The sequence below is a fragment of the Rhodococcus sp. IEGM1428 genome (assembly GCF_050321865.1).
Classification (GTDB): Bacteria; Actinomycetota; Actinomycetes; order Mycobacteriales; family Mycobacteriaceae; genus Rhodococcoides.
The window spans coordinates 140,493-157,284 of sequence record NZ_JBNQFW010000005.1 but is presented as its reverse complement, the minus strand read 5'-3'; the positions used below and the strand labels follow the sequence as shown (position 1 = coordinate 157,284).

At 66.2% G+C, this 16,792-nt stretch carries 19 protein-coding genes; 7 read left to right on the top strand and 12 right to left on the bottom strand.

The window, feature by feature from the left end:
- Positions 1-17 precede the first annotated feature (17 nt).
- Genes phnC through ACQR3T_RS21900 form a run of 3 tightly spaced genes read right to left on the bottom strand, consistent with a single transcriptional unit; the run spans position 18 to position 2,508 of the window.
- Positions 18-806, bottom strand: a complete 789-nt coding sequence (gene phnC / locus ACQR3T_RS21910) for a phosphonate ABC transporter ATP-binding protein (RefSeq protein ID WP_428694816.1) — start codon at positions 804-806, stop codon at positions 18-20.
- Positions 807-811: 5 nt separating this feature from the next.
- Positions 812-1,825 (bottom strand): phosphate/phosphite/phosphonate ABC transporter substrate-binding protein, encoded by a 1,014-nt coding sequence (gene phnD / locus ACQR3T_RS21905; RefSeq protein WP_032401918.1) that lies wholly within the window; start codon positions 1,823-1,825, stop codon positions 812-814.
- Positions 1,822-2,508 (bottom strand): HAD family hydrolase, encoded by a 687-nt coding sequence (locus tag ACQR3T_RS21900; RefSeq protein WP_428694815.1) that lies wholly within the window; start codon positions 2,506-2,508, stop codon positions 1,822-1,824. Before ACQR3T_RS21900 ends, phnD begins: the two co-directional genes overlap by 4 nt.
- Positions 2,509-2,635: 127 nt before the next feature.
- On the opposite strand from ACQR3T_RS21900, the gene ACQR3T_RS21895 reads away from it, so the two are divergent.
- A complete protein-coding gene (locus ACQR3T_RS21895) occupies positions 2,636-3,883 on the top strand; it encodes a geranylgeranyl reductase family protein (RefSeq protein ID WP_428694814.1) in 1,248 nt (415 codons plus the stop codon).
- A gap of 6 nt (positions 3,884-3,889) precedes the next feature.
- Here ACQR3T_RS21895 and ACQR3T_RS21890 read toward each other — a convergent pair whose 3' ends face one another.
- The 4 genes from ACQR3T_RS21890 to ACQR3T_RS21875 form a co-directional block, all read right to left on the bottom strand.
- Positions 3,890-4,585, bottom strand: a complete 696-nt coding sequence (locus ACQR3T_RS21890) for a demethylmenaquinone methyltransferase (protein ID WP_052058671.1) — start codon at positions 4,583-4,585, stop codon at positions 3,890-3,892.
- Positions 4,586-4,599: 14 nt separating this feature from the next.
- A complete protein-coding gene (locus ACQR3T_RS21885) occupies positions 4,600-5,739 on the bottom strand; it encodes a glycosyltransferase family 4 protein (protein ID WP_428694813.1) in 1,140 nt (379 codons plus the stop codon).
- A gap of 63 nt (positions 5,740-5,802) precedes the next feature.
- Positions 5,803-6,228: a glutaredoxin domain-containing protein gene (locus tag ACQR3T_RS21880; protein WP_428694812.1), complete on the bottom strand. Its 426-nt coding sequence runs from the start codon at positions 6,226-6,228 to the stop codon at positions 5,803-5,805.
- Positions 6,221-6,667, bottom strand: a complete 447-nt coding sequence (locus ACQR3T_RS21875) for a DUF3592 domain-containing protein (protein ID WP_428694811.1) — start codon at positions 6,665-6,667, stop codon at positions 6,221-6,223. The genes ACQR3T_RS21880 and ACQR3T_RS21875 overlap by 8 nt, the downstream gene beginning before the upstream one ends.
- A gap of 54 nt (positions 6,668-6,721) precedes the next feature.
- On the opposite strand from ACQR3T_RS21875, the gene ACQR3T_RS21870 reads away from it, so the two are divergent.
- Positions 6,722-7,225 carry a DUF2505 domain-containing protein gene (locus ACQR3T_RS21870; RefSeq protein WP_032380436.1) on the top strand — a complete coding sequence of 168 codons (504 nt, stop codon included), beginning with the start codon at positions 6,722-6,724 and terminating at the stop codon, positions 7,223-7,225.
- On the opposite strand, the gene ACQR3T_RS21865 is transcribed toward ACQR3T_RS21870, so the two are convergent.
- Positions 7,222-7,965: a class I SAM-dependent methyltransferase gene (locus ACQR3T_RS21865; protein WP_428694810.1), complete on the bottom strand. Its 744-nt coding sequence runs from the start codon at positions 7,963-7,965 to the stop codon at positions 7,222-7,224. The genes ACQR3T_RS21870 and ACQR3T_RS21865 overlap by 4 nt on opposite strands.
- A gap of 15 nt (positions 7,966-7,980) precedes the next feature.
- A complete protein-coding gene (gene menD, locus ACQR3T_RS21860) occupies positions 7,981-9,591 on the bottom strand; it encodes a 2-succinyl-5-enolpyruvyl-6-hydroxy-3-cyclohexene-1-carboxylic-acid synthase (protein ID WP_428694809.1) in 1,611 nt (536 codons plus the stop codon).
- Positions 9,592-9,653: 62 nt separating this feature from the next.
- On the opposite strand from menD, the gene ACQR3T_RS21855 reads away from it, so the two are divergent.
- Genes ACQR3T_RS21855 through ACQR3T_RS21840 form a run of 4 tightly spaced genes read left to right on the top strand, consistent with a single transcriptional unit; the run spans position 9,654 to position 13,647 of the window.
- Complete coding sequence (locus ACQR3T_RS21855; protein WP_032380433.1) at positions 9,654-10,241, top strand: flavin reductase family protein; 588 nt, start codon at positions 9,654-9,656, stop codon at positions 10,239-10,241.
- A complete protein-coding gene (locus tag ACQR3T_RS21850) occupies positions 10,238-11,302 on the top strand; it encodes an AbrB family transcriptional regulator (protein WP_428694808.1) in 1,065 nt (354 codons plus the stop codon). The genes ACQR3T_RS21855 and ACQR3T_RS21850 overlap by 4 nt, the downstream gene beginning before the upstream one ends.
- A gap of 49 nt (positions 11,303-11,351) precedes the next feature.
- The gene (locus tag ACQR3T_RS21845; RefSeq protein WP_428694807.1) at positions 11,352-12,227 is read left to right on the top strand and encodes a siderophore-interacting protein; all 876 of its coding nucleotides are present in this window, start codon (positions 11,352-11,354) and stop codon (positions 12,225-12,227) included.
- 22 nt (positions 12,228-12,249) lie between these two features.
- Positions 12,250-13,647 carry a DUF2252 domain-containing protein gene (locus ACQR3T_RS21840; protein ID WP_032380430.1) on the top strand — a complete coding sequence of 466 codons (1,398 nt, stop codon included), beginning with the start codon at positions 12,250-12,252 and terminating at the stop codon, positions 13,645-13,647.
- A 51-nt stretch (positions 13,648-13,698) separates the two neighbouring features.
- Here the strand turns inward: ACQR3T_RS21840 and ACQR3T_RS21835 are convergent, their stop codons facing one another.
- The 3 genes from ACQR3T_RS21835 to ACQR3T_RS21825 are packed head-to-tail and all read right to left on the bottom strand — an operon-like array spanning position 13,699 to position 15,794.
- Positions 13,699-14,142, bottom strand: a complete 444-nt coding sequence (locus ACQR3T_RS21835; RefSeq protein WP_032380429.1) for a DUF6918 family protein — start codon at positions 14,140-14,142, stop codon at positions 13,699-13,701.
- Positions 14,143-14,193: 51 nt separating this feature from the next.
- A complete protein-coding gene (locus ACQR3T_RS21830) occupies positions 14,194-15,165 on the bottom strand; it encodes an o-succinylbenzoate synthase (RefSeq protein ID WP_428694806.1) in 972 nt (323 codons plus the stop codon).
- Entirely contained in the window at positions 15,162-15,794 is a 633-nt protein-coding gene (locus ACQR3T_RS21825) for a PaaI family thioesterase (protein WP_428694805.1), read from the bottom strand. The genes ACQR3T_RS21830 and ACQR3T_RS21825 overlap by 4 nt, the downstream gene beginning before the upstream one ends.
- Positions 15,795-15,861: 67 nt before the next feature.
- On the opposite strand from ACQR3T_RS21825, the gene ACQR3T_RS21820 reads away from it, so the two are divergent.
- Positions 15,862-16,755 carry a 1,4-dihydroxy-2-naphthoyl-CoA synthase gene (locus ACQR3T_RS21820; protein ID WP_032401906.1) on the top strand — a complete coding sequence of 298 codons (894 nt, stop codon included), beginning with the start codon at positions 15,862-15,864 and terminating at the stop codon, positions 16,753-16,755.
- Positions 16,756-16,792 lie beyond the last annotated feature (37 nt).

Genomic DNA, 16,792 nt, shown 5'->3' with positions numbered 1-16,792 from the left:
AGTTGCCAGCGGCGCACTCACAGTTCGGCCTTGGCTTCCAGCACGTCCTCGGCGGTCAGCGACCGGCCGTAGATACTCTCGAACACTGCTTCGTCGGCGTCGCGGCCATGGCCGTCGAACACGACCTTGCCGTCGCGCAGTCCGATCAACCTGTCGCCGTAGCGCCTGGCCAGATCGAGGAAGTGCAGGTTGACCACCACGGTGATGCCGAGATCTGCGTTGATGCGCTGCAGGTCTCGCATGACGACGTGCGAGGTCGGCGGATCGAGCGAGGCCACCGGTTCATCCGCGAGGATCACCCGCGGTTGCTGTGCCAGTGCTCGCGCGATCGCGACCCGTTGCTGCTGACCACCGGAGAGGGACGACGCCTTCTGGTACGCCTTGCCGACGATCTCGACTCGTTCGAGCGCCTGCATTCCCAATTCGGTGTCTTCGGCGGACCACGCACCGAGCAGCGTTCGCCACATCGGCGAGCTGTGCAGCCGGCCCATCATCACGTTGTTCAACACGCTGGTGCGCTTGGCGAGGTTGAAGCCCTGGAAGATCATTCCGATGTCGCCGCGCAGATCCCGTAAACCTTTGTTGCTCAAACTGTTCACAGCGCGATCACCGACGGTCACCGTGCCGGAGGTGGCTGGAACGAGGCCGTTGATGGTGCGAATCAGCGTGGACTTTCCTGCGCCCGACAGCCCGACGACAGCAACCATCTGGCCCGCCGGAATCTCCAACGTCACGCCGTCGAGCGCGGTGTGGCCGCCCGCATAGGTGACCGAGACGTCGTCGAATGCGATGCTGTCGCCGCTCATCCGAATCAGTTCCCCAGGCCGATGGAGTCCGCCTCGGTCTGCGCCTGCTGGAGCGCAGCGGGATCGGCCTTGTCGAGTCCGGTGATCTGGTAGATCGCCGTCAGAGCCTCGACACCTTCGGGGGTGGACGCGTAATCCTCCATCGCGTCCGAGATGCGCTGCTGTAGATCAGGGCTGAGCGAACTGCTGATCGAGACACCGTCGTTGGGGATCTCGTTGGTCAGCGCGAAGACCACCAGATTCTTCGCCACATCAGGGGTGTCCTTGACGACGGTTTCGCGGGCGTCCCAGAACGACACACCCACCTCGTCGTCGCCGTTGTTCACCGACAGCACCGCCGCCGGGTGCGAGGTGACCTGCGTCAGGTCGAGGTCGGTGGTGGAGTCGATGCCCACCGCCTTCAGCGCGGCGGAGGGAAAGACGAATCCGGCCGAGGACGCGGACTGCAGCATGACGGTCTTGGCATCCTTCATCTTGCTCAGCGAGTCCAGTCCTGCTGGGCCCGTGCCACCTTCGGTTCCGTTGCAGTACAGCAGGCCGTTGGCTCCCGTGACGGGTGCGTCGTCGCAGTACTTGTCGGGGTTGTTGGTGTAGAACTGCGCCGCGTACGTGGTCTTGCCCTTACGCACCGTCTGCAGAGCCGGCTCGGCACCGTACTTGTTGCAGGCCTGCACCATCTGCAGCGGTGGCAGCATGCCGATCTGCGCCTGGTTTGCACCGATGGCCTCCACCGCCGCCTGGTAGTCCTGGGTGATGACGCCGCGGACGGGGATGCCGAGGCGCTCGGTGAGTGCGTCCTGCAGGGGCTTGACGGTTTCGACGAGCTTGTTGGCATCCCCTGAGGGGACGAGTGCGAGCGTCAGCTCGGACGGGTCGGCAGCGTCTGCAGCGCTGGACCCGGTGCAGGGCGACGCAGCCGAGGACTCGGTGGTGGACTCGTCGCGGGCACCGCACCCGGCGAGCGAGGCAGTGAGCAGTCCGGTGGCAACCACCGCGAGCAAGGGCGTACGAATTCTCATGACTGTCCTTCATGGGTGAGTGCGAATGCTGCTGGATCGGTGGACCATTCGAGGAGTTCGTCGTACATCTCCTGAAACGTCGAGGCGCAGAACGTCGCCTCCGGCCGGGGATGACCGTGACGGTCGATGTAGGCGGTGACGGCACCGCGACGATGCGGCGCGTCGAGATCGTTGCGCCAGATGTCGCCGACGCTGGCCAGCAGGTGCGGTGGCCGCGTGTCCAGTAGCGACTCCACCAGCTCGGGCATTTTCTCGGGCTTACCTGCATCGGTGAACACACGGTCCATGAGCCCGGTCAGACCGAGACGCTCGAGGGTTTCCAGCACGCCGCGCTGTGGGGCATTGGTAGCCAGCACGACCTCGGCGGACACTCGGCCGAGGAATGCCGCGAGCCCGGCGGGAGCCCACACCTCGAGCTCGCCCGCCGCCAGGCGTTCGCGGGAGTGCGCGTACGCAGCGGCAAGGGTGGCAGCATCGACGCCCATCGACAGGTGCTGGACGGCGGAGTAGCCGTCGAGATACTCCCCCGCACCGGTCTCGAGGAAGGCCGTCAACCCGGCGCGCAGTGTTTCGGCAGAGGCCGTGTCGAGGCCGTCGGCGACAGCGTCGGCATACGCCCGCACGGGGTCGTCGCCGAGGCAGACGGTGCCGTCGAAATCGAGTAGGAGGATCGGTCGGTGCACGTGAGAGACGCTAGACCCGTCATGAACGATCCGTCCATAGATTCTGAATCTATGAAACAAGCGTTCACACGGCGTTAACCGGAGGCCCTCGACGCACCCGGTCGTGTAAATCCGGATACTGGAGCACGTGAGCACTCCCCAGCCGGCCCCTCCCACCTCGACCGATGTTCTGGTCGTGGGCGCGGGCCCTGCAGGATCGTCCGCGGCGGCATGGGCAGCACGATCGGGCCGCGATGTCGTCCTCGTCGACGCAGCCGTCTTTCCTCGGGACAAGACCTGCGGCGACGGCCTGACGCCTCGCGCCGTCGCCGAACTCGATCGGCTCGGCCTGGGCGACTGGGTGCGCGCCAAAGCACGCAATCGCGGTCTGCGGTTGAGCGGATTCGGCCAGGAACTGCAGCTCGAGTGGCCGAGCAAATCCCTGCCCACCGTCGGAAGTGCCGTTCCCCGAACCGAATTGGACGACCGAATTCGCGCGGTTGCCGTCGAATCCGGGGCGGTCATGGCCGAGGGAGCCAAGGCTGTTGCCGTCACCCGCGAGGGAAACTCGGTCCGCTCGGTGACCCTGCAGACCGCGGCAAGAACCCACCAGATCTCCTGCCGCACACTGATCGTCGCCGACGGCGTTCGCTCCACCCTGGGCAAGCAACTCGGGCGGCAGTGGCATCGGGACACCGCATTCGGCGTCGCCGCTCGCGCGTACATCACCTCGGGCCGCAGCGACGACGAGTGGATCAGCTCGCACCTCGAATTACGTGATGCCGCAGGCACTCTGCAGCCCGGCTACGGCTGGGTCTTCCCGCTGAACGACGGGAACATCAACATCGGCGTCGGAACCCTGGCCACGGCCAAGAAACCGGCACCCGGAGCCTTGCGCCCCTTGCTCGACCTATACACCCAGCAGCGGCGTCCGGAATGGGCGCTGACGGGCGAACTGCGTGCGGTGGCATCGGCGCTGCTGCCGATGGGCGGCGCAGTCTCCGGAGTCGCGGGCACCAACTGGGCCATCATCGGCGACGCCGCAGCGTGTGTGAACCCACTCAACGGCGAGGGCATCGACTACGGACTCGAAGGCGGCCGGATGGTGATCGACCTGCTCGATCACCCCGACCTCACCGACGCCTGGCCGACCCTGCTGCGCGAGCACTACGGACAGGCGTTCTCCATCGCGCGACGCCTCGCCGGACTGTTGACCGTGCCGAGATTCCTGCCCGCAGCGGGACCGGTGGGCATGCGCTCGCGGGCCCTGATGAAAGTTGCCGTCCGCTGCATGGGCAACCTGATCACCGAGGCCGACAGTGACCTCGTCGCCCGCACCTGGCGGGCATCGGGAACCGGTTCACTGAAAATCGACTCCCGACCGCCCTTTTCGTGAACCGCTCTACGGTCGAGTCGCCTTGTGCAGCGCCACGATTCCACCGGTGAGGTTGCGCCACTGCACATCCGTCCAGCCGGCGTCGGCGATGCGCTGTGCCAACTGTTCCTGCGTGGGCCAGGCACGGATGGACTCGGCGAGGTAGACGTACGCATCGGGGTTACTGCTCACGGCGCGAGCGACTTTCGGCAACGCCTTCATCAGGTACTCCATGTACACGGTGCGGAACGGGCCGAACACCGGGGTGGAGAACTCCGACACCACAAGGCGTCCACCAGGTTTGGTGACGCGGGCGATCTCGCGCAGTCCGGCGTCGAAATCCGAGACGTTCCGGAGGCCGAAAGAGATGGTGGCGGCATCGAAGCTGGCGTCGGCGTAAGGCAGTGCCATCGCGTCACCTGCGACCATCGGAACGCCCCGTTGCAGTCCCGCCTGCAACATGCCCTTGGAGAAGTCGGTGGCCACGCACCAGGCTCCGCTGCGTCCGAGCTCGACGGTCGAGACGCCGGTGCCTGCGGCGAGGTCGAGCACCCGCTCGCCGGGTTCGAGAGCCAACGCTCGACGAGTGAGCTTGCGCCAACTGCGGTCCTGCCCGAACGACAGAACCGTATTGGTGATGTCGTAGCGGCGGGCGACGCCGTCGAACATCGACGCCACCTCGTGGGGCTCTTTTGCCAGGGTTGCGCGTGATGTCTGGGCCACGAGGTCCAGACTACTCAAGCAATCTTCTGCACCCGCGGCGCTGTGATGCCTTGCACGTCGTAGTAATGCGCGATCAGCTCGTCGCAGATGGCCGGCCAGGTGCGGTGCAGTACCGACTTGCGGGCGGCGTCGCCGAAGCGGGCGCGAGTGGTGGGTTCGGCGAGGGCTCCGACGGCGCTGGGCAGCAATTCGGTGAACTTGTCCACCGGCAGCAGGTAGCCGTTGCGGCAGTGCGAGACCAGATCGCGCGGGCCGCCGGCATCGGGCCCGATGACGGGGACGCCGCTGGCGAGTGCTTCCTGTACTGCTTGGCAGAAGGTTTCGTGTTCGCCGGGGTGGACGAAGATGTCGAAGCTGGCGTAGGCCTGCGCGAGTTCGACGCCACCGAGTTGGCCGGTGAAGATGGCGTTCGGCATCAGCGCCTGCAAAGTTGCCGTGTCGGGTCCGCCGCCGACGATCACCAGCTGGATCGACGGATCCGTGGCCAGGACGGCAAGCCGCTCGACGTGCTTCTCGGGGGCGAGCCTGCCGACGAAGCCGACGATCAGCTTCTCGTCTGCTCCCCACTGGCTTCTGAGCGTCTGCGACTTGGCAGAGGGTGCGAAGCGGACGGCGTCCACTCCCCTGGCCCACCGATGGACGCGCGGGATGCCGTGCAGCTCCAGTGCGTCGACGGCCGACGTCGACGGTGCCAGGGTGCGGGCCGCGCCGCGGTGCAGTCTCCTGGTCCAGCGCCACGCAGCCTTGGACGTCAGCGCCAGGCCGTAACTCGCGGCGAAACCGGCGACATCGGTCTGATAGACGGCAACAGCAGGCACGTCCAATCGGTTGGCGGCGGCCAGGCCGCCTGCCCCGAGCAGGAACGGCGAGGCCAGATGGACGACGTCGGGGGCGAACGCGCGCAGCGCCGACACCATCCCGAGCCCCGGCACACCGACGGGCAACGAGCTCACCTTCGGAACCATCACGGACGGCACCCGGCGCACCGGAACGTCGTCGTGCCACGTTGAGGCCTTCGGGCCGGACGGATTGTCCGGGGCGATGACGATGGCCTCGTGCCCGGTCTTGTCGAGGTGTTCGAGGACACGGATCACCGAGTGGGTGACGCCGTTCATGTTGGGTAAGAACGATTCCGCAACGATGGCTACTCGCACGATCCTCAGTGTGGGTGGCCTCGCCGTCGATCAGATGTGGACAGCGTTACGTGTGGGCCAACGTCACACGAATTGCGTGAGCACCCATGACGGATCGGGGTTGGTGCGGTGCTCGGACGCGGCGAACACAGTCGGGACCGTCTCGTTGCCGTCATTGACCGACCGAACCCGTGCTGCCGCAGCAGAATCCTGGCGGATGCTCGTCCACACCGCTTTCTTCCCGCGTAGCAGCAGCGCCACTCGCAGCCGCAGGCAGAAGATGCAGCCCGGGCGCCAGTAGACGAGCGGCACCGACTTCTCTGCCGCGAGCACTCGCGAGGCGTTGTCCGACAGAGAACGCGGATACAGCACCGGAGTGGTCAGCACGAGAAAGAACGCCACGACCAGCACCATCACGACGATCGACGAGGCGATGTTGCCGAAGTTCACCAACGCGAACCCGGCCACCGCGGCGAGAGCGGCGATGCCCCACTGCTTGGCGTTACGCATACTTCGCCTCCTTGCGACGGAGCCAGAACAACACAGGCCCGGCTATCAACCACGTGACGACGATGACCGATCCGGCCGGAACGACGGCGACGGTGGCGTCACGGCCTGCGACCCGCACCAGCAATTCGACGTCGTCGGGGTCGGCCTTGTAGTACTCGACCTCGATGCGTTGGCCCGCGACGAGGTTGGTGGGATACAGAACGCCGAGCGCCGGGTTGTGCGTAACGCCGTCCGGCGTGATGAAACTGACGGCCGACCGCAGCTTGCCTGCCGACAGTACCTCGGCGGTGGCGGTGCCCTTGTCGGAATCGATGGTGACGTCGTTTCGCCAGGCTCCGACCACCAGCAACACCGCCAGCACCGAAATCGAAGTGGCGACCACGAGCACGATGAGCCGGGTTCTGCGCAGCGTTCGGCTGCCTCGGGCTGTATCGGTCACGTCCACAGATTACTTCGCAGCCGATCGGGCTCGGCTCGGGTAGCGTCTGCTCTCATGTCTCGCAGCTTCGAACACACACTCCGCGCGTCCAATCCTCCCGCTGAAGTGCACGCAGCATTGACCAGTGAGGACCAGTGGATGGCACGCTTCGCCAAAGCGAAGAAGACGGACGGGTACGAGCTGACCAAGCACGCCGACGGCGGCCTGACGGTCGACATCTCCGAAGAGGTCGGCACCAACGAGCTCCCCGGATTCGTCACCAAGGTCATCAAAGGCAAGCTGATCGTCTCCCGCACCGATTACTGGGGTCCGCTCGAGGGCGACCACGCCGAAGGAACGCTGACCGGTAGCACCACCGGCCTACCGGCCAAGATCACCGGCACGTTGTCTCTGCAGCCCGACGGCACCGGCGCGAAGTTGATCATCGTGGGTGAATCGACGGTCAAGATCCCACTCGTCGGCGGCAAGATCGAGGACCTGATCAACAAGATGATCAAGGACATGATCGATCAGGAGACCGGCGAAACTCTCGAATGGGTTGCGGCGCAACAGAGCTAGCGAATGCCGATGCCCGAAGCCTTGTGGGCGTAGAAGACCATCTCTCGACCCGGCCGGTCGGGCGCGTCGCGGATATCGGCGACCGTGAATCCGTGCTCGACGAGCGCGCTTTCGAGCTCCTCGCGCTCGCGGAAACGCACCGTCGAATTCGACGTCAGGACCTCGCCGTCTCCGGCGAAGACGTACGTCCACCGAAAGCTGACGAGGGGGCCGTCGACCGCGGTGGTCTCCACCCAGCTTTCGACCCGGCCGACACCCGCAATATCGCGCACTGCGAAGGAGTCTCGCCTGTTCCATTCGGTCCAGGCCGCGCGGGCGGGAATGCGAGTCTCGAACACCAGACAGCCGTCCGGTCTCAGTACCTGGTGGATTCGCGTCAGCGTGCGCGACCACTCGTCGTCGTCGACGATGGCCTGCGCCACGTTGCCCGTCATCGTCACCAGGTCGACCTCGAGTGGCGGCACGTCCGCGGCGTACCTGTGGATCCACCGAACCTGCTCGGCACCCGGCTTACGTCGGGCCACGTCCAGTGATCCGGCCGCCGGATCCAGTGCGATCACCGCTAGTCCACGAGAGGCCAGGATCAGCGCCAAAGCCCCTGTTCCGCAGCCGATATCGAGCACGTCGCGAGCATTGACATCCTGGGCCGCCGACACGTACACGCCCAGATCGGAGCGATCGCCTTCGAGCGCATCGTAAATGGCCGTCAGCCGGGGATGCTCGAACATCCGATCGGGCACGCTCTCTCGCCCCTACTACAACCGGGCGCGAATTGCCGCGTGCAGATCCCGCAATCCCGATCGCTCCGTGGTCACTTCCAAGACCCTGACTCCCGCGGCATGCGCGGTGAGTTCGGTTGCCAGCTCGGACAACTCGACCAAGCGATGCTCCACACGGTAGGCCGCGCACAACGCTCCGAGATCCATTCCGTGTGGCGTACCGAATACTCGCTCGAACACGCCCGCATACTGCGGATCCCCCTGCTCGAGCAGCTCGAAGATGCCGCCGCCGTCGTCGTTGGCGACGACGATCGTCAGACCGTCGGGACGCGGCTCGCCGGTTCCGATGAGCATGCCCGCTGCGTCGTGCAGAAACGTCAGGTCCCCAAGAAGCGCTATGGTGCGCCGCTTTCCGGCCATCGCGGCACCGATGGCCGTCGAGACGGTGCCGTCGATGCCGGCAACGCCGCGATTGGAGAGGACCTTCACGCCCGGGATCGGAGTCGAGACCAGGGCTGCGTCGCGCACAGGGTTGGACGCTCCGAGCACCAGCTGATCGCCGGGCTGCAGCGCAGACATCACGACGTCGGCCACGTGCAGCCCGGTTGGCTTGGGATGCTCTCGAAGTTGTTCGTGCACAGCCAGTTCGGCCCTGTCGGACAGAGCAGCGCAGCGAGCGATCCAGGCGGGATCGGGCGCACCGGTGGTGACCGCACGGGTGCCGGTGGCCAACACGTTGCCCGAGACGTCGGGCCAACGCGGCCCGGTGGTGAGCGCGATGACGTCGACGGCGGGGTCGGCCAGCAGCGCCGAGACCTGACGGTGCAGTGTCGGACGACCGGTGATGACGGCCTGACGCGGCTTCAACTGCGCCAGAGCCAAGGGATGCAACGCAATTCCGTGCAGCGGCGCGGTCGGCTCGGCGACGGTCGGCAAGCCCGCGAGCTCAGGACGAACGGCACCGCCGTGTCCGGAGACGACCACGGTGTCGATTGTCAGGTCCAGCTCGACCGGCACGTCCAGCGTCGCCTGGGTGGTCGACGTCCACGGCATCCCGTCGGGACGCCCTTCGGGTCGCGCCCCCGGATCGCCGAGGGCGGGAACCAGAGGTTCCCGCAATGGAATATCGAAGTGCACGGGCCCGGCGTTGCCCGAGCGAGCCCCGCGCGCCGCAGCGATGACGCGCGAAACCGCGCTGCGCCACTGACTGTTCTGTTTCGGCCCCTCCTCGGCGAGCCCGAGGCTGATGGTTGCGCGAACCTGGGATCCGAACAGGCCGAGCTGCTCGATGGTCTGGTTTGCTCCGGTACCGAGCATCTCGTACGGCCGGTTGGCACTGATGACGATCAGCGGGATGCGGGCGTAGTTCGCTTCGAGTACGGCGGGCCCGAGGTTGGCCACCGCCGTTCCCGACGTCATCACCACCGGGACGGGTTGGCCGCTGCCCAGGCTCAGTCCGATGGCCAGAAATCCGGCGGTTCGCTCGTCGATACGCATGTGCAACCGCAGACGTCCGGCCGCATCGGCTTCCTGCAACGCGAACGCCAACGGGGCATTACGCGAGCCGGGACAGAGCACGACGTCTTCGATCCCGCTGCGCGCCAGTTCGTCGACGACAGCAGTGGCCTGAGCGGTGGACGGGTTCACGGTTTCCAGAGTGTCAGATGCTCCGGTCGGCCGCCGCAGCCGGGCTTTGACAGTATTGAGGGGTGCGTACAGTCTTCCGACCCGATGAGGTCACCCCACGTCGCTTCTACCAGCTCCTGACTGCGTCGGTGGTGCCCAGGCCCATCGCGTGGGTGTCCACCGTGTCCGCCGACGGTGTGGCGAACCTCGCGCCCTACAGCTTCTTCACGGTCTCGTCGGTGGAGCCGCCGGTCGTGCAGTTCACGTCGGTGAGCCGAAAGGACAGCCTGCGCAACATCGAGGCCACCGGTGAGTTCGTCGTCAATCTGGCGACAGCACCGTTGGTCGATCAGGTCAACGACAGCTCGGCGAGCTTCGATCACGGCGTCAGCGAGTTCGAGGCGGTCGGCATCGAGAGCGAGCCCAGTGCGATCGTGACGCCGCCGCGAGTGGCGGCCGCACCGATCGCCATCGAGGCGACGCTGCATCGCGTCGTCGAGGTGGGCAACTGCTTCGTCGTCATGGGCACCGTCGTCGCGCTGTCGGTACGACCCGAATTCCTCGCCGAGGACGGCCTCCCCGAGTTCGAGTCGATTGCCCCGCTCAGTCGCCTCGGCCGTACCGAGTGGGGATTGCCGCCCGAGGTTCGTGAGATCGAGCGACCTTCTTGATTCGCTGGCTGCTGCTGATAGCCGTCACGGTCGGACTGACCGTCGGAGCCGATGCGCTCGGTGTGCCGTCGGCGGCATTGTTCGTTGCGTTGTTGGTGGCCGTGGTGTTCGCACTCGCCGGTTGGGCTCCGACAACGGGCACCGAACGGGCCCCGCTGCCGCGCCGACTCGGGATGGCGGCGCAGGCAATACTCGGCGTCGAAATCGGAACACTGGTGCAGCGTGAGACCCTGAGCTCGCTGGGCGATACGTGGCTGCCGGTACTGCTGGCGTGCATCGGCACCCTGCTGCTGTCGATCGCGGCAGGAGCACTGCTCGGACTTCGCAAAGATATCGATTCGCTGACCGGTTCTCTGGCCCTGGTCGCGGGCGGAGCGTCGGGACTGGTGGCGATCACGCAGGAGCTCGGCGGCGACGAACGAGTCGTGGCGGTGGTGCAGTACCTCCGCGTCGTGCTGGTGACCACTACGCTGCCATTGGTAGCGACCCTGGTGTTTCGCGCCCAGCCCGGACAATCGACGGTCACCGCCGACGTGCACGAGGCGCTCTGGATCGATCTCACATTCGTCGTGATCTGCGGCGTCATCGGCGTGGTGCTGGCTCGCGCGATCCGGCTGCCCGCCCCCGCCCTGCTCGGCCCTCTGATCATGGCCACGCTCGCCGATGTACTCGGCGTCTCGTTCGACGCATCCGTCCCGACGCTGTTGCTGTGGGCGGCGTACATCGTGATCGGCTGGCAGGCCGGACTGCGCTTCACCGTCGCCAGCCTCAAGTCCATCTCACGGGTGCTGCCCGCATCGCTGATGTTGATCATCGCCGTCACGGTCGGCTGCGCGATGCTCGGATTGTGGTTGGCGTCGGCAACCGGAACGAGCGGGTACGAGGGCTACCTCGCGACCACGCCGGGCGGGGTCTATGCGGTACTTGCCATCGCGGCCTCGACCGGCGCGAACGTGACTTTCGTCGTGGCTGCCCAGGTCATCCGGGTGTTCATGATGTTGTTCGCCGTGCCCGTCGGAGCCAAGGTGGTCCAGCGATACCGCCGCGGCCGGCCCGACTGAGACATCGACGCAACCCCATCGGTGATTAGGGTCGGCTAACCTCTGCGACATGAGCAAGTACCTCAAGCCGGACAAGCCCGCTTTCTACCGCCTCACCGTGCTCGAGAGCGACCGAATCAGCCCCAGCTTCATCAGGGTCACCCTCGGCGGCGATTCGTTGTCGAACTTCCGATACATGGGCTACGACCATTGGTTTCGCCTGTTTCTGCCGCAGCCGGGCCAGGACGAGCCGCGCATCCCCAGCACCACCTCGATGCTCTGGTACGCGCAGTATCTGGCGTTCTCCAAGGACACCAAGCCGGTGGTTCGCAACTACACCATCAGCCGGTACCGGGCTGCGGGACAGGGCACGCACGGCGACGGCCCGGAGCTGGACGTGGACTTCGTGGTGCACGGGAGTGGAGCCGGCGGAACGACCCAGAAAGACGGGAGTGGAGCCGGCGGACCTGGTGGCCACAGTGGCCCGGCGTCGGTGTGGGCGCAGAAGGCCGCTCCAGGCGACCGTGTCGCGATTCTCGACGAAGGGCGCATCTACACCCACGACGGACGATCGAGCTGGCAGTTGCTCGTCGGTGACGAGAGTGCGGCCCCGGCCATTCTCGGCATTCTGCGGTCGTCACGGGAGGACGTTCGGGTCAAGGCCTTCATCGAAGTTCCCACCGAGGCCGACATCCAGAAACAGGACGTGCAGGCAGGCGTCGAGATCCAATGGATCGTGCGCCCCAACGACCTTGCCAAGCCGGGCGAGGCCGCGTTGGCCGCGGTGCAGAAGGCCGAGCTGCCGGACGGCGATCCCTACGTCTACGTGGCAGGGGAACAGGGACTGGCTACGGGCCTGCGCCGATACCTGGTGAACGAGCGTTCCGTGCCCAAGTCGCAGATCTGCTTCACCGGATACTGGAAGTTCGGTAAAGCCGCCCCGTAGCGCTCGATTAGTGTGATCTCACATGTCCGGCTCCGTAAAAGGTCACACCGTCGTCACCGATTCGGTAGGGGTCGACGGCGCACCGTACGCATCACTGCGCGCTCGGCCGCTCCCCCGGGCCGAGCGGTACGAACTGGGTCGACGCCTGCGCGAAAAGGTGCCGATCGCCTCGCTCGGCGAGTGGACAGCGCCGCCGGATCGCCCCGACCCGGTCAAGCAGATCGAGTACTCGCACCAGGGCCGAATCGAATGGTTGATTCCCACGCGCCTCGAGCGGATGGTCGAATCCCCCTACGGATTTCTGCGCGGAACGGCCATCGTCATGGCTCGGGACGTCGCAATGCTGCCCTCGACCGGGATCAACCCGGTGATCAGCGGCGACGCCCACCTCGGCAATTTCGGCTTCTACGCCTCGCCGGAACGTGACCTCGTCATCGACCTCAACGATTTCGACGAGGCGCATCCGGGAGCCTGGGAGTGGGATCTACGACGCCTCGCCGCCAGCATCTGGGTGGCCGGGCGGCAGAACGGACGCAGCGAGGATCAGTGCCGCGATGCCGTCACCGCCTGTGTGTCCTCGTATCGGATCGAGGTGGCCAGGCTGGCGGACGAGCCGCTGATGTCGCGTTCGTTCCAGCGTCTGACGGCGGAGAAACTGCAACGGGACGCCACCGCCGGATCGTTGCGCAAGGAGATCAAGCGCGCCACCAAGAAAGCGCGTCGACGCACCAGTGACCGCGTGTTACCTCGATTCACCGAGGAGCACGAGGGCAAGCGCAGGATCGTAGAGGAGCCGCCGATCACCACACGTATCTCGGCGAAGGACGAAGAGCTCCTCGCCGTCGGGCTGGACGAATACCTGCTCACCCTCACCCCGCATTGGCGTCGGGTGCTGGGGGGATACACGCTGATCGACGTGGCGCATCGCGTCGTCGGAGTCGGCAGTGTCGGGCTTCGGGCGTACGTCGCGCTCCTCGAGGGCACCAGCGAGGACGATGTGGTGTTTCTGCAGCTCAAGCAGGCCAGACGGTCGGTGCTGGCACCGTACGTGCACGGTGAATCGGCGTGGCACGACCATCAGGGACAACGCGTCGTGGAGTACCAACAGGATCTGCAGACGGTGAGCGATCCGCTGCTGGGCTGGACCACCATCGCCGGACGGCAGTACTACGTGCGGCAGTTCCGCAACATGAAGGGGACGATCGATCTCTCGTCGATCGATGCACCGGCCCTGGTGGACTACGCGCGGGTGGTGGGACGCCTCCTGGCCAAGGGACATGCCCGCACCAGCGGCGCGTCGATGATCTCGGGATACACGGGCGATTCCGATGAGCTCGACGTCGCTCTGGGCCGATTCGCGCGGCTGTACGCAGATCAGACCGAGGCCGATTGGGAGCGATTGAGCGCTACGCGCATGTGAGCGGAAACTCGTAGCAGGGTACGAGTTTCTGCTCACATGCGGCGAAGCCGCTCAGGCGTGCTTGGTGACCAGGTCACCCACCCGAGGCAGTGCCTCGGTGACGTTCTTCTTGGCCGAGCCACGCAGGCTGCCGTAGAACTTCTTGACGACGGACTTGTCGGTTTCCTCGATGCGCGCATCGGTGACCGAGAGCAATGCATCGGATGCGGCGTCGCCGTTCGCGGCGAGGTACTCACCGAACGTGCCCTGCGGGGCAGCGTTGTACGACTGCCAGAACGGGTCGAGCTTGTCCACGAAATCGGGCCACAGAGCCGAGACCGCACTGTCGATGTACGACGGCCCGACCTTCTTCACTGCGCCGTATCCCCCCTTGACCGCGAGCCCGCTCGCGCCCTTCTTGTCCGCAACCTCGGCGTCGATCAGAGCCAGGACATCGACGCGCAGCGCGTCGGCCTTCGACTCGTCGAGCAGCGAATCCTTCAGTGCAGCAACCACTTCGAAGTTCCTCCCAGATGTGTAGCGGCCCAACGCGGACCGGGCGCAAGACTACCGCAGAAGGGCGTGGCAGCGCCGAACTCGATCGATCCACCACTGCGTGCGCTCGGCGTCGGCACCGAGTTCGATCAGGGCCTGCGCATCCGGTTCGACGCGCGCGGCCGGATACGTTCCGTCGACCACGTCCGGTGCCGGGGCGACGTCACGGACGAACAGGCTGCCCGTCCCCAATCCGCACGCGAATTCGAGATGCGGCAGCGCAGCGGCTGCGGCCAACCCGGCCGAGATACCGACCGCGGAATCGAGCGCACTCGACACCACCACCGGCACGCCGTACTCCCCCAGTTCGCCGGCCAGTTCGAGCACCGCCCGCATCCCGCCCAGCGGAGCGACCTTCAGCACCGCGATGTCGGCTCCGCCGGCTCGCACGACCTTCATCGGGTCCTCGGCTCGGCGGATGCTCTCGTCGGCGGCCACCCGTATCCCCGGTGTTCGACGCCGCAGTTCGACGAGCTCGGCAACGGTGGCGCACGGTTGCTCGGCGTACTCGAGCGGACCGTCGGCAGTCAGGGCTGCCAGCGCCGCCACCGCCTCGTCGACGGTCCAGCCGCCGTTGGCGTCGATTCGGACCCGCGGCACCAGCTCGCGCACTGCGCGGACGCGAGCGACGTCGTCGGCGAGGGTATGCCCTTTCTCGGCCACCTTCACCTTCGCCGTCTCGGCCCCGGGAGACCGACTCAGCACCGACGCCACCTCGGAGGCAGGCACCGCTGGAACCGTCGCGTTCACCGGGATGCGTCGACGCAGTGGGCTCGGCGGGCCCTCCCACGCAGCCTCGATCGCCGACGCCAACCAGGGAGCCGATTCACCGTCGTCGTACTCGGTGAACGGCGAGAACTCACCCCATCCGGCGGGCCCCTGAATCAACAGCACCTCGCGGGTGGTGATGCCGCGGAATTTCGTCCGCATCGGCATCGAGAGCACGTGTGCACCGTCGAGCAGATCGTCGACCGCCGGGATCATTGCTGCCCCGGAAGCAACTGCACCATCAACGCCTCGCAGTCGGCCAACAGGTTGCCGTCCAGATCGGTGAGCCGAGCGTTGATGAACGTCTTACGTCCTTCCACCCTGTCCACTGCACCCTCGACGACCAGCTCGGTGTTCAGCGGCGTCACCTTGCGGTAGTTGATGTGCAGGTACGCCGTCCGGCTGATGGGCCTGCCGTAGGCGTGCTGGATCAGGCCGAAGAGGTCGTCGAACAGCAGTGGCAGCGTGCCGCCGTGCGCGGCGGAGTTACCACCGAGATGGAAACGCCGGAACATGCCCCGGCTGCGGACGCCGTCTGCGTCGATCTTTTCGATGATCCAGGGCATCAGCAACAGCGAGCCTCGGCCCGGCAGACGCGGAACTCGCCCGGCCGTCTGACGGCCCTCGGCCACCACGTGCGGCGTCAACAGCTCGATCAATTCTCGGGCCTTGCCTGCGGCTGTCCCGGCTACCTCGGCAGGCAGCGAGGTGGACACCGCGAGGTCCTGCACCGTGCGCAAGGCCTCGAGCAGCTGCCCGTATTCCGGGCCCACCTTCGCCGGCACGAAACGCGGGAAGCCTCCGTGATGGTCGTAATCGCGGTCGAGCTGCTTCGGATCGGTCATGACTGCACGCTAGCTGCACCGACCGGTCGGCACGGATGCAACCCCGACCACCGTTAAGCTGACGTCCGTGACCTTCACTCCCGAGCTGTGGCTCCCCGTTCCCGGTTTCGAAGATCTGACCGACATCACCTATCACCGCCACGTGTCCGACGCGACCGTGCGGGTGGCGTTCGATCGTCCCGAGATTCGCAACGCTTTTCGGCCGCACACCGTCGACGAGCTGTACCGCGCGCTCGAACACGCTCGCGTGAGCTCCGACGTGGGAACGGTGCTGCTCACCGGAAACGGGCCGAGCAGCAAGGACGGCGGCTGGGCCTTCTGCTCCGGCGGCGATCAGCGCATTCGTGGACGAAGTGGCTACCAGTATGCGGACGGCGAAACGGCCGAGACGGTCGACAAGGCTCGCGCCGGTCGCCTGCACATCCTGGAAGTGCAGCGGTTGATCAGATTCATGCCCAAGGTCGTCATCTGTCTGGTCAACGGCTGGGCAGCGGGCGGAGGCCACAGCCTGCACGTGGTGTGCGATCTGACGCTGGCGAGCCGCGAACACGCTCGGTTCAAGCAGACCGACGCCGATGTCGGCAGCTTCGACGGTGGCTACGGCAGCGCGTACCTGGCCAAGATGGTCGGTCAGAAGTTCGCCCGAGAGATCTTCTTCCTCGGCGAAACGTACTCGGCCGAGGAGATGCACCGCATGGGCGCGGTGAACAAGGTGGTCGATCACGCCGAGCTCGAGAACACGGCCATCGAGTGGGCCGCGAAGATCAACGCGAAGTCCCCCCAGGCGCAACGGATGCTCAAGTATGCGTTCAACCTGCAGGACGACGGCCTGGTGGGCCAGCAGTTGTTCGCCGGTGAAGCGACTCGCCTGGCGTACATGACGGACGAGGCCGTGGAGGGGCGCGATTCGTTCCTGGAGAAGCGCGAGCCCGACTGGTCGCCCTTCCCTCGTTATTTCTGACCCGCTCGTGAACTCCCCAGGCGGCTCTCGGAACGCA

Bases quoted from the DNA above. Each gene is read 5' to 3' on its own strand.
- phnC (WP_428694816.1), bottom strand. From the start codon at position 806: ATGAGCGGCGACAGCATCGCATTCGACGACGTCTCGGTCACCTATGCG.
- phnD (WP_032401918.1), bottom strand. From the start codon at position 1,825: ATGAGAATTCGTACGCCCTTGCTCGCGGTGGTTGCCACCGGACTGCTC.
- ACQR3T_RS21880 (WP_428694812.1), bottom strand. From the start codon at position 6,228: ATGCGTAACGCCAAGCAGTGGGGCATCGCCGCTCTCGCCGCGGTGGCC.
- ACQR3T_RS21870 (WP_032380436.1), top strand. From the start codon at position 6,722: ATGTCTCGCAGCTTCGAACACACACTCCGCGCGTCCAATCCTCCCGCT.
- ACQR3T_RS21845 (WP_428694807.1), top strand. From the start codon at position 11,352: ATGAGCAAGTACCTCAAGCCGGACAAGCCCGCTTTCTACCGCCTCACC.
- ACQR3T_RS21840 (WP_032380430.1), top strand. From the start codon at position 12,250: ATGTCCGGCTCCGTAAAAGGTCACACCGTCGTCACCGATTCGGTAGGG.
- ACQR3T_RS21830 (WP_428694806.1), bottom strand. From the start codon at position 15,165: ATGATCCCGGCGGTCGACGATCTGCTCGACGGTGCACACGTGCTCTCG.
- ACQR3T_RS21825 (WP_428694805.1), bottom strand. From the start codon at position 15,794: ATGACCGATCCGAAGCAGCTCGACCGCGATTACGACCATCACGGAGGC.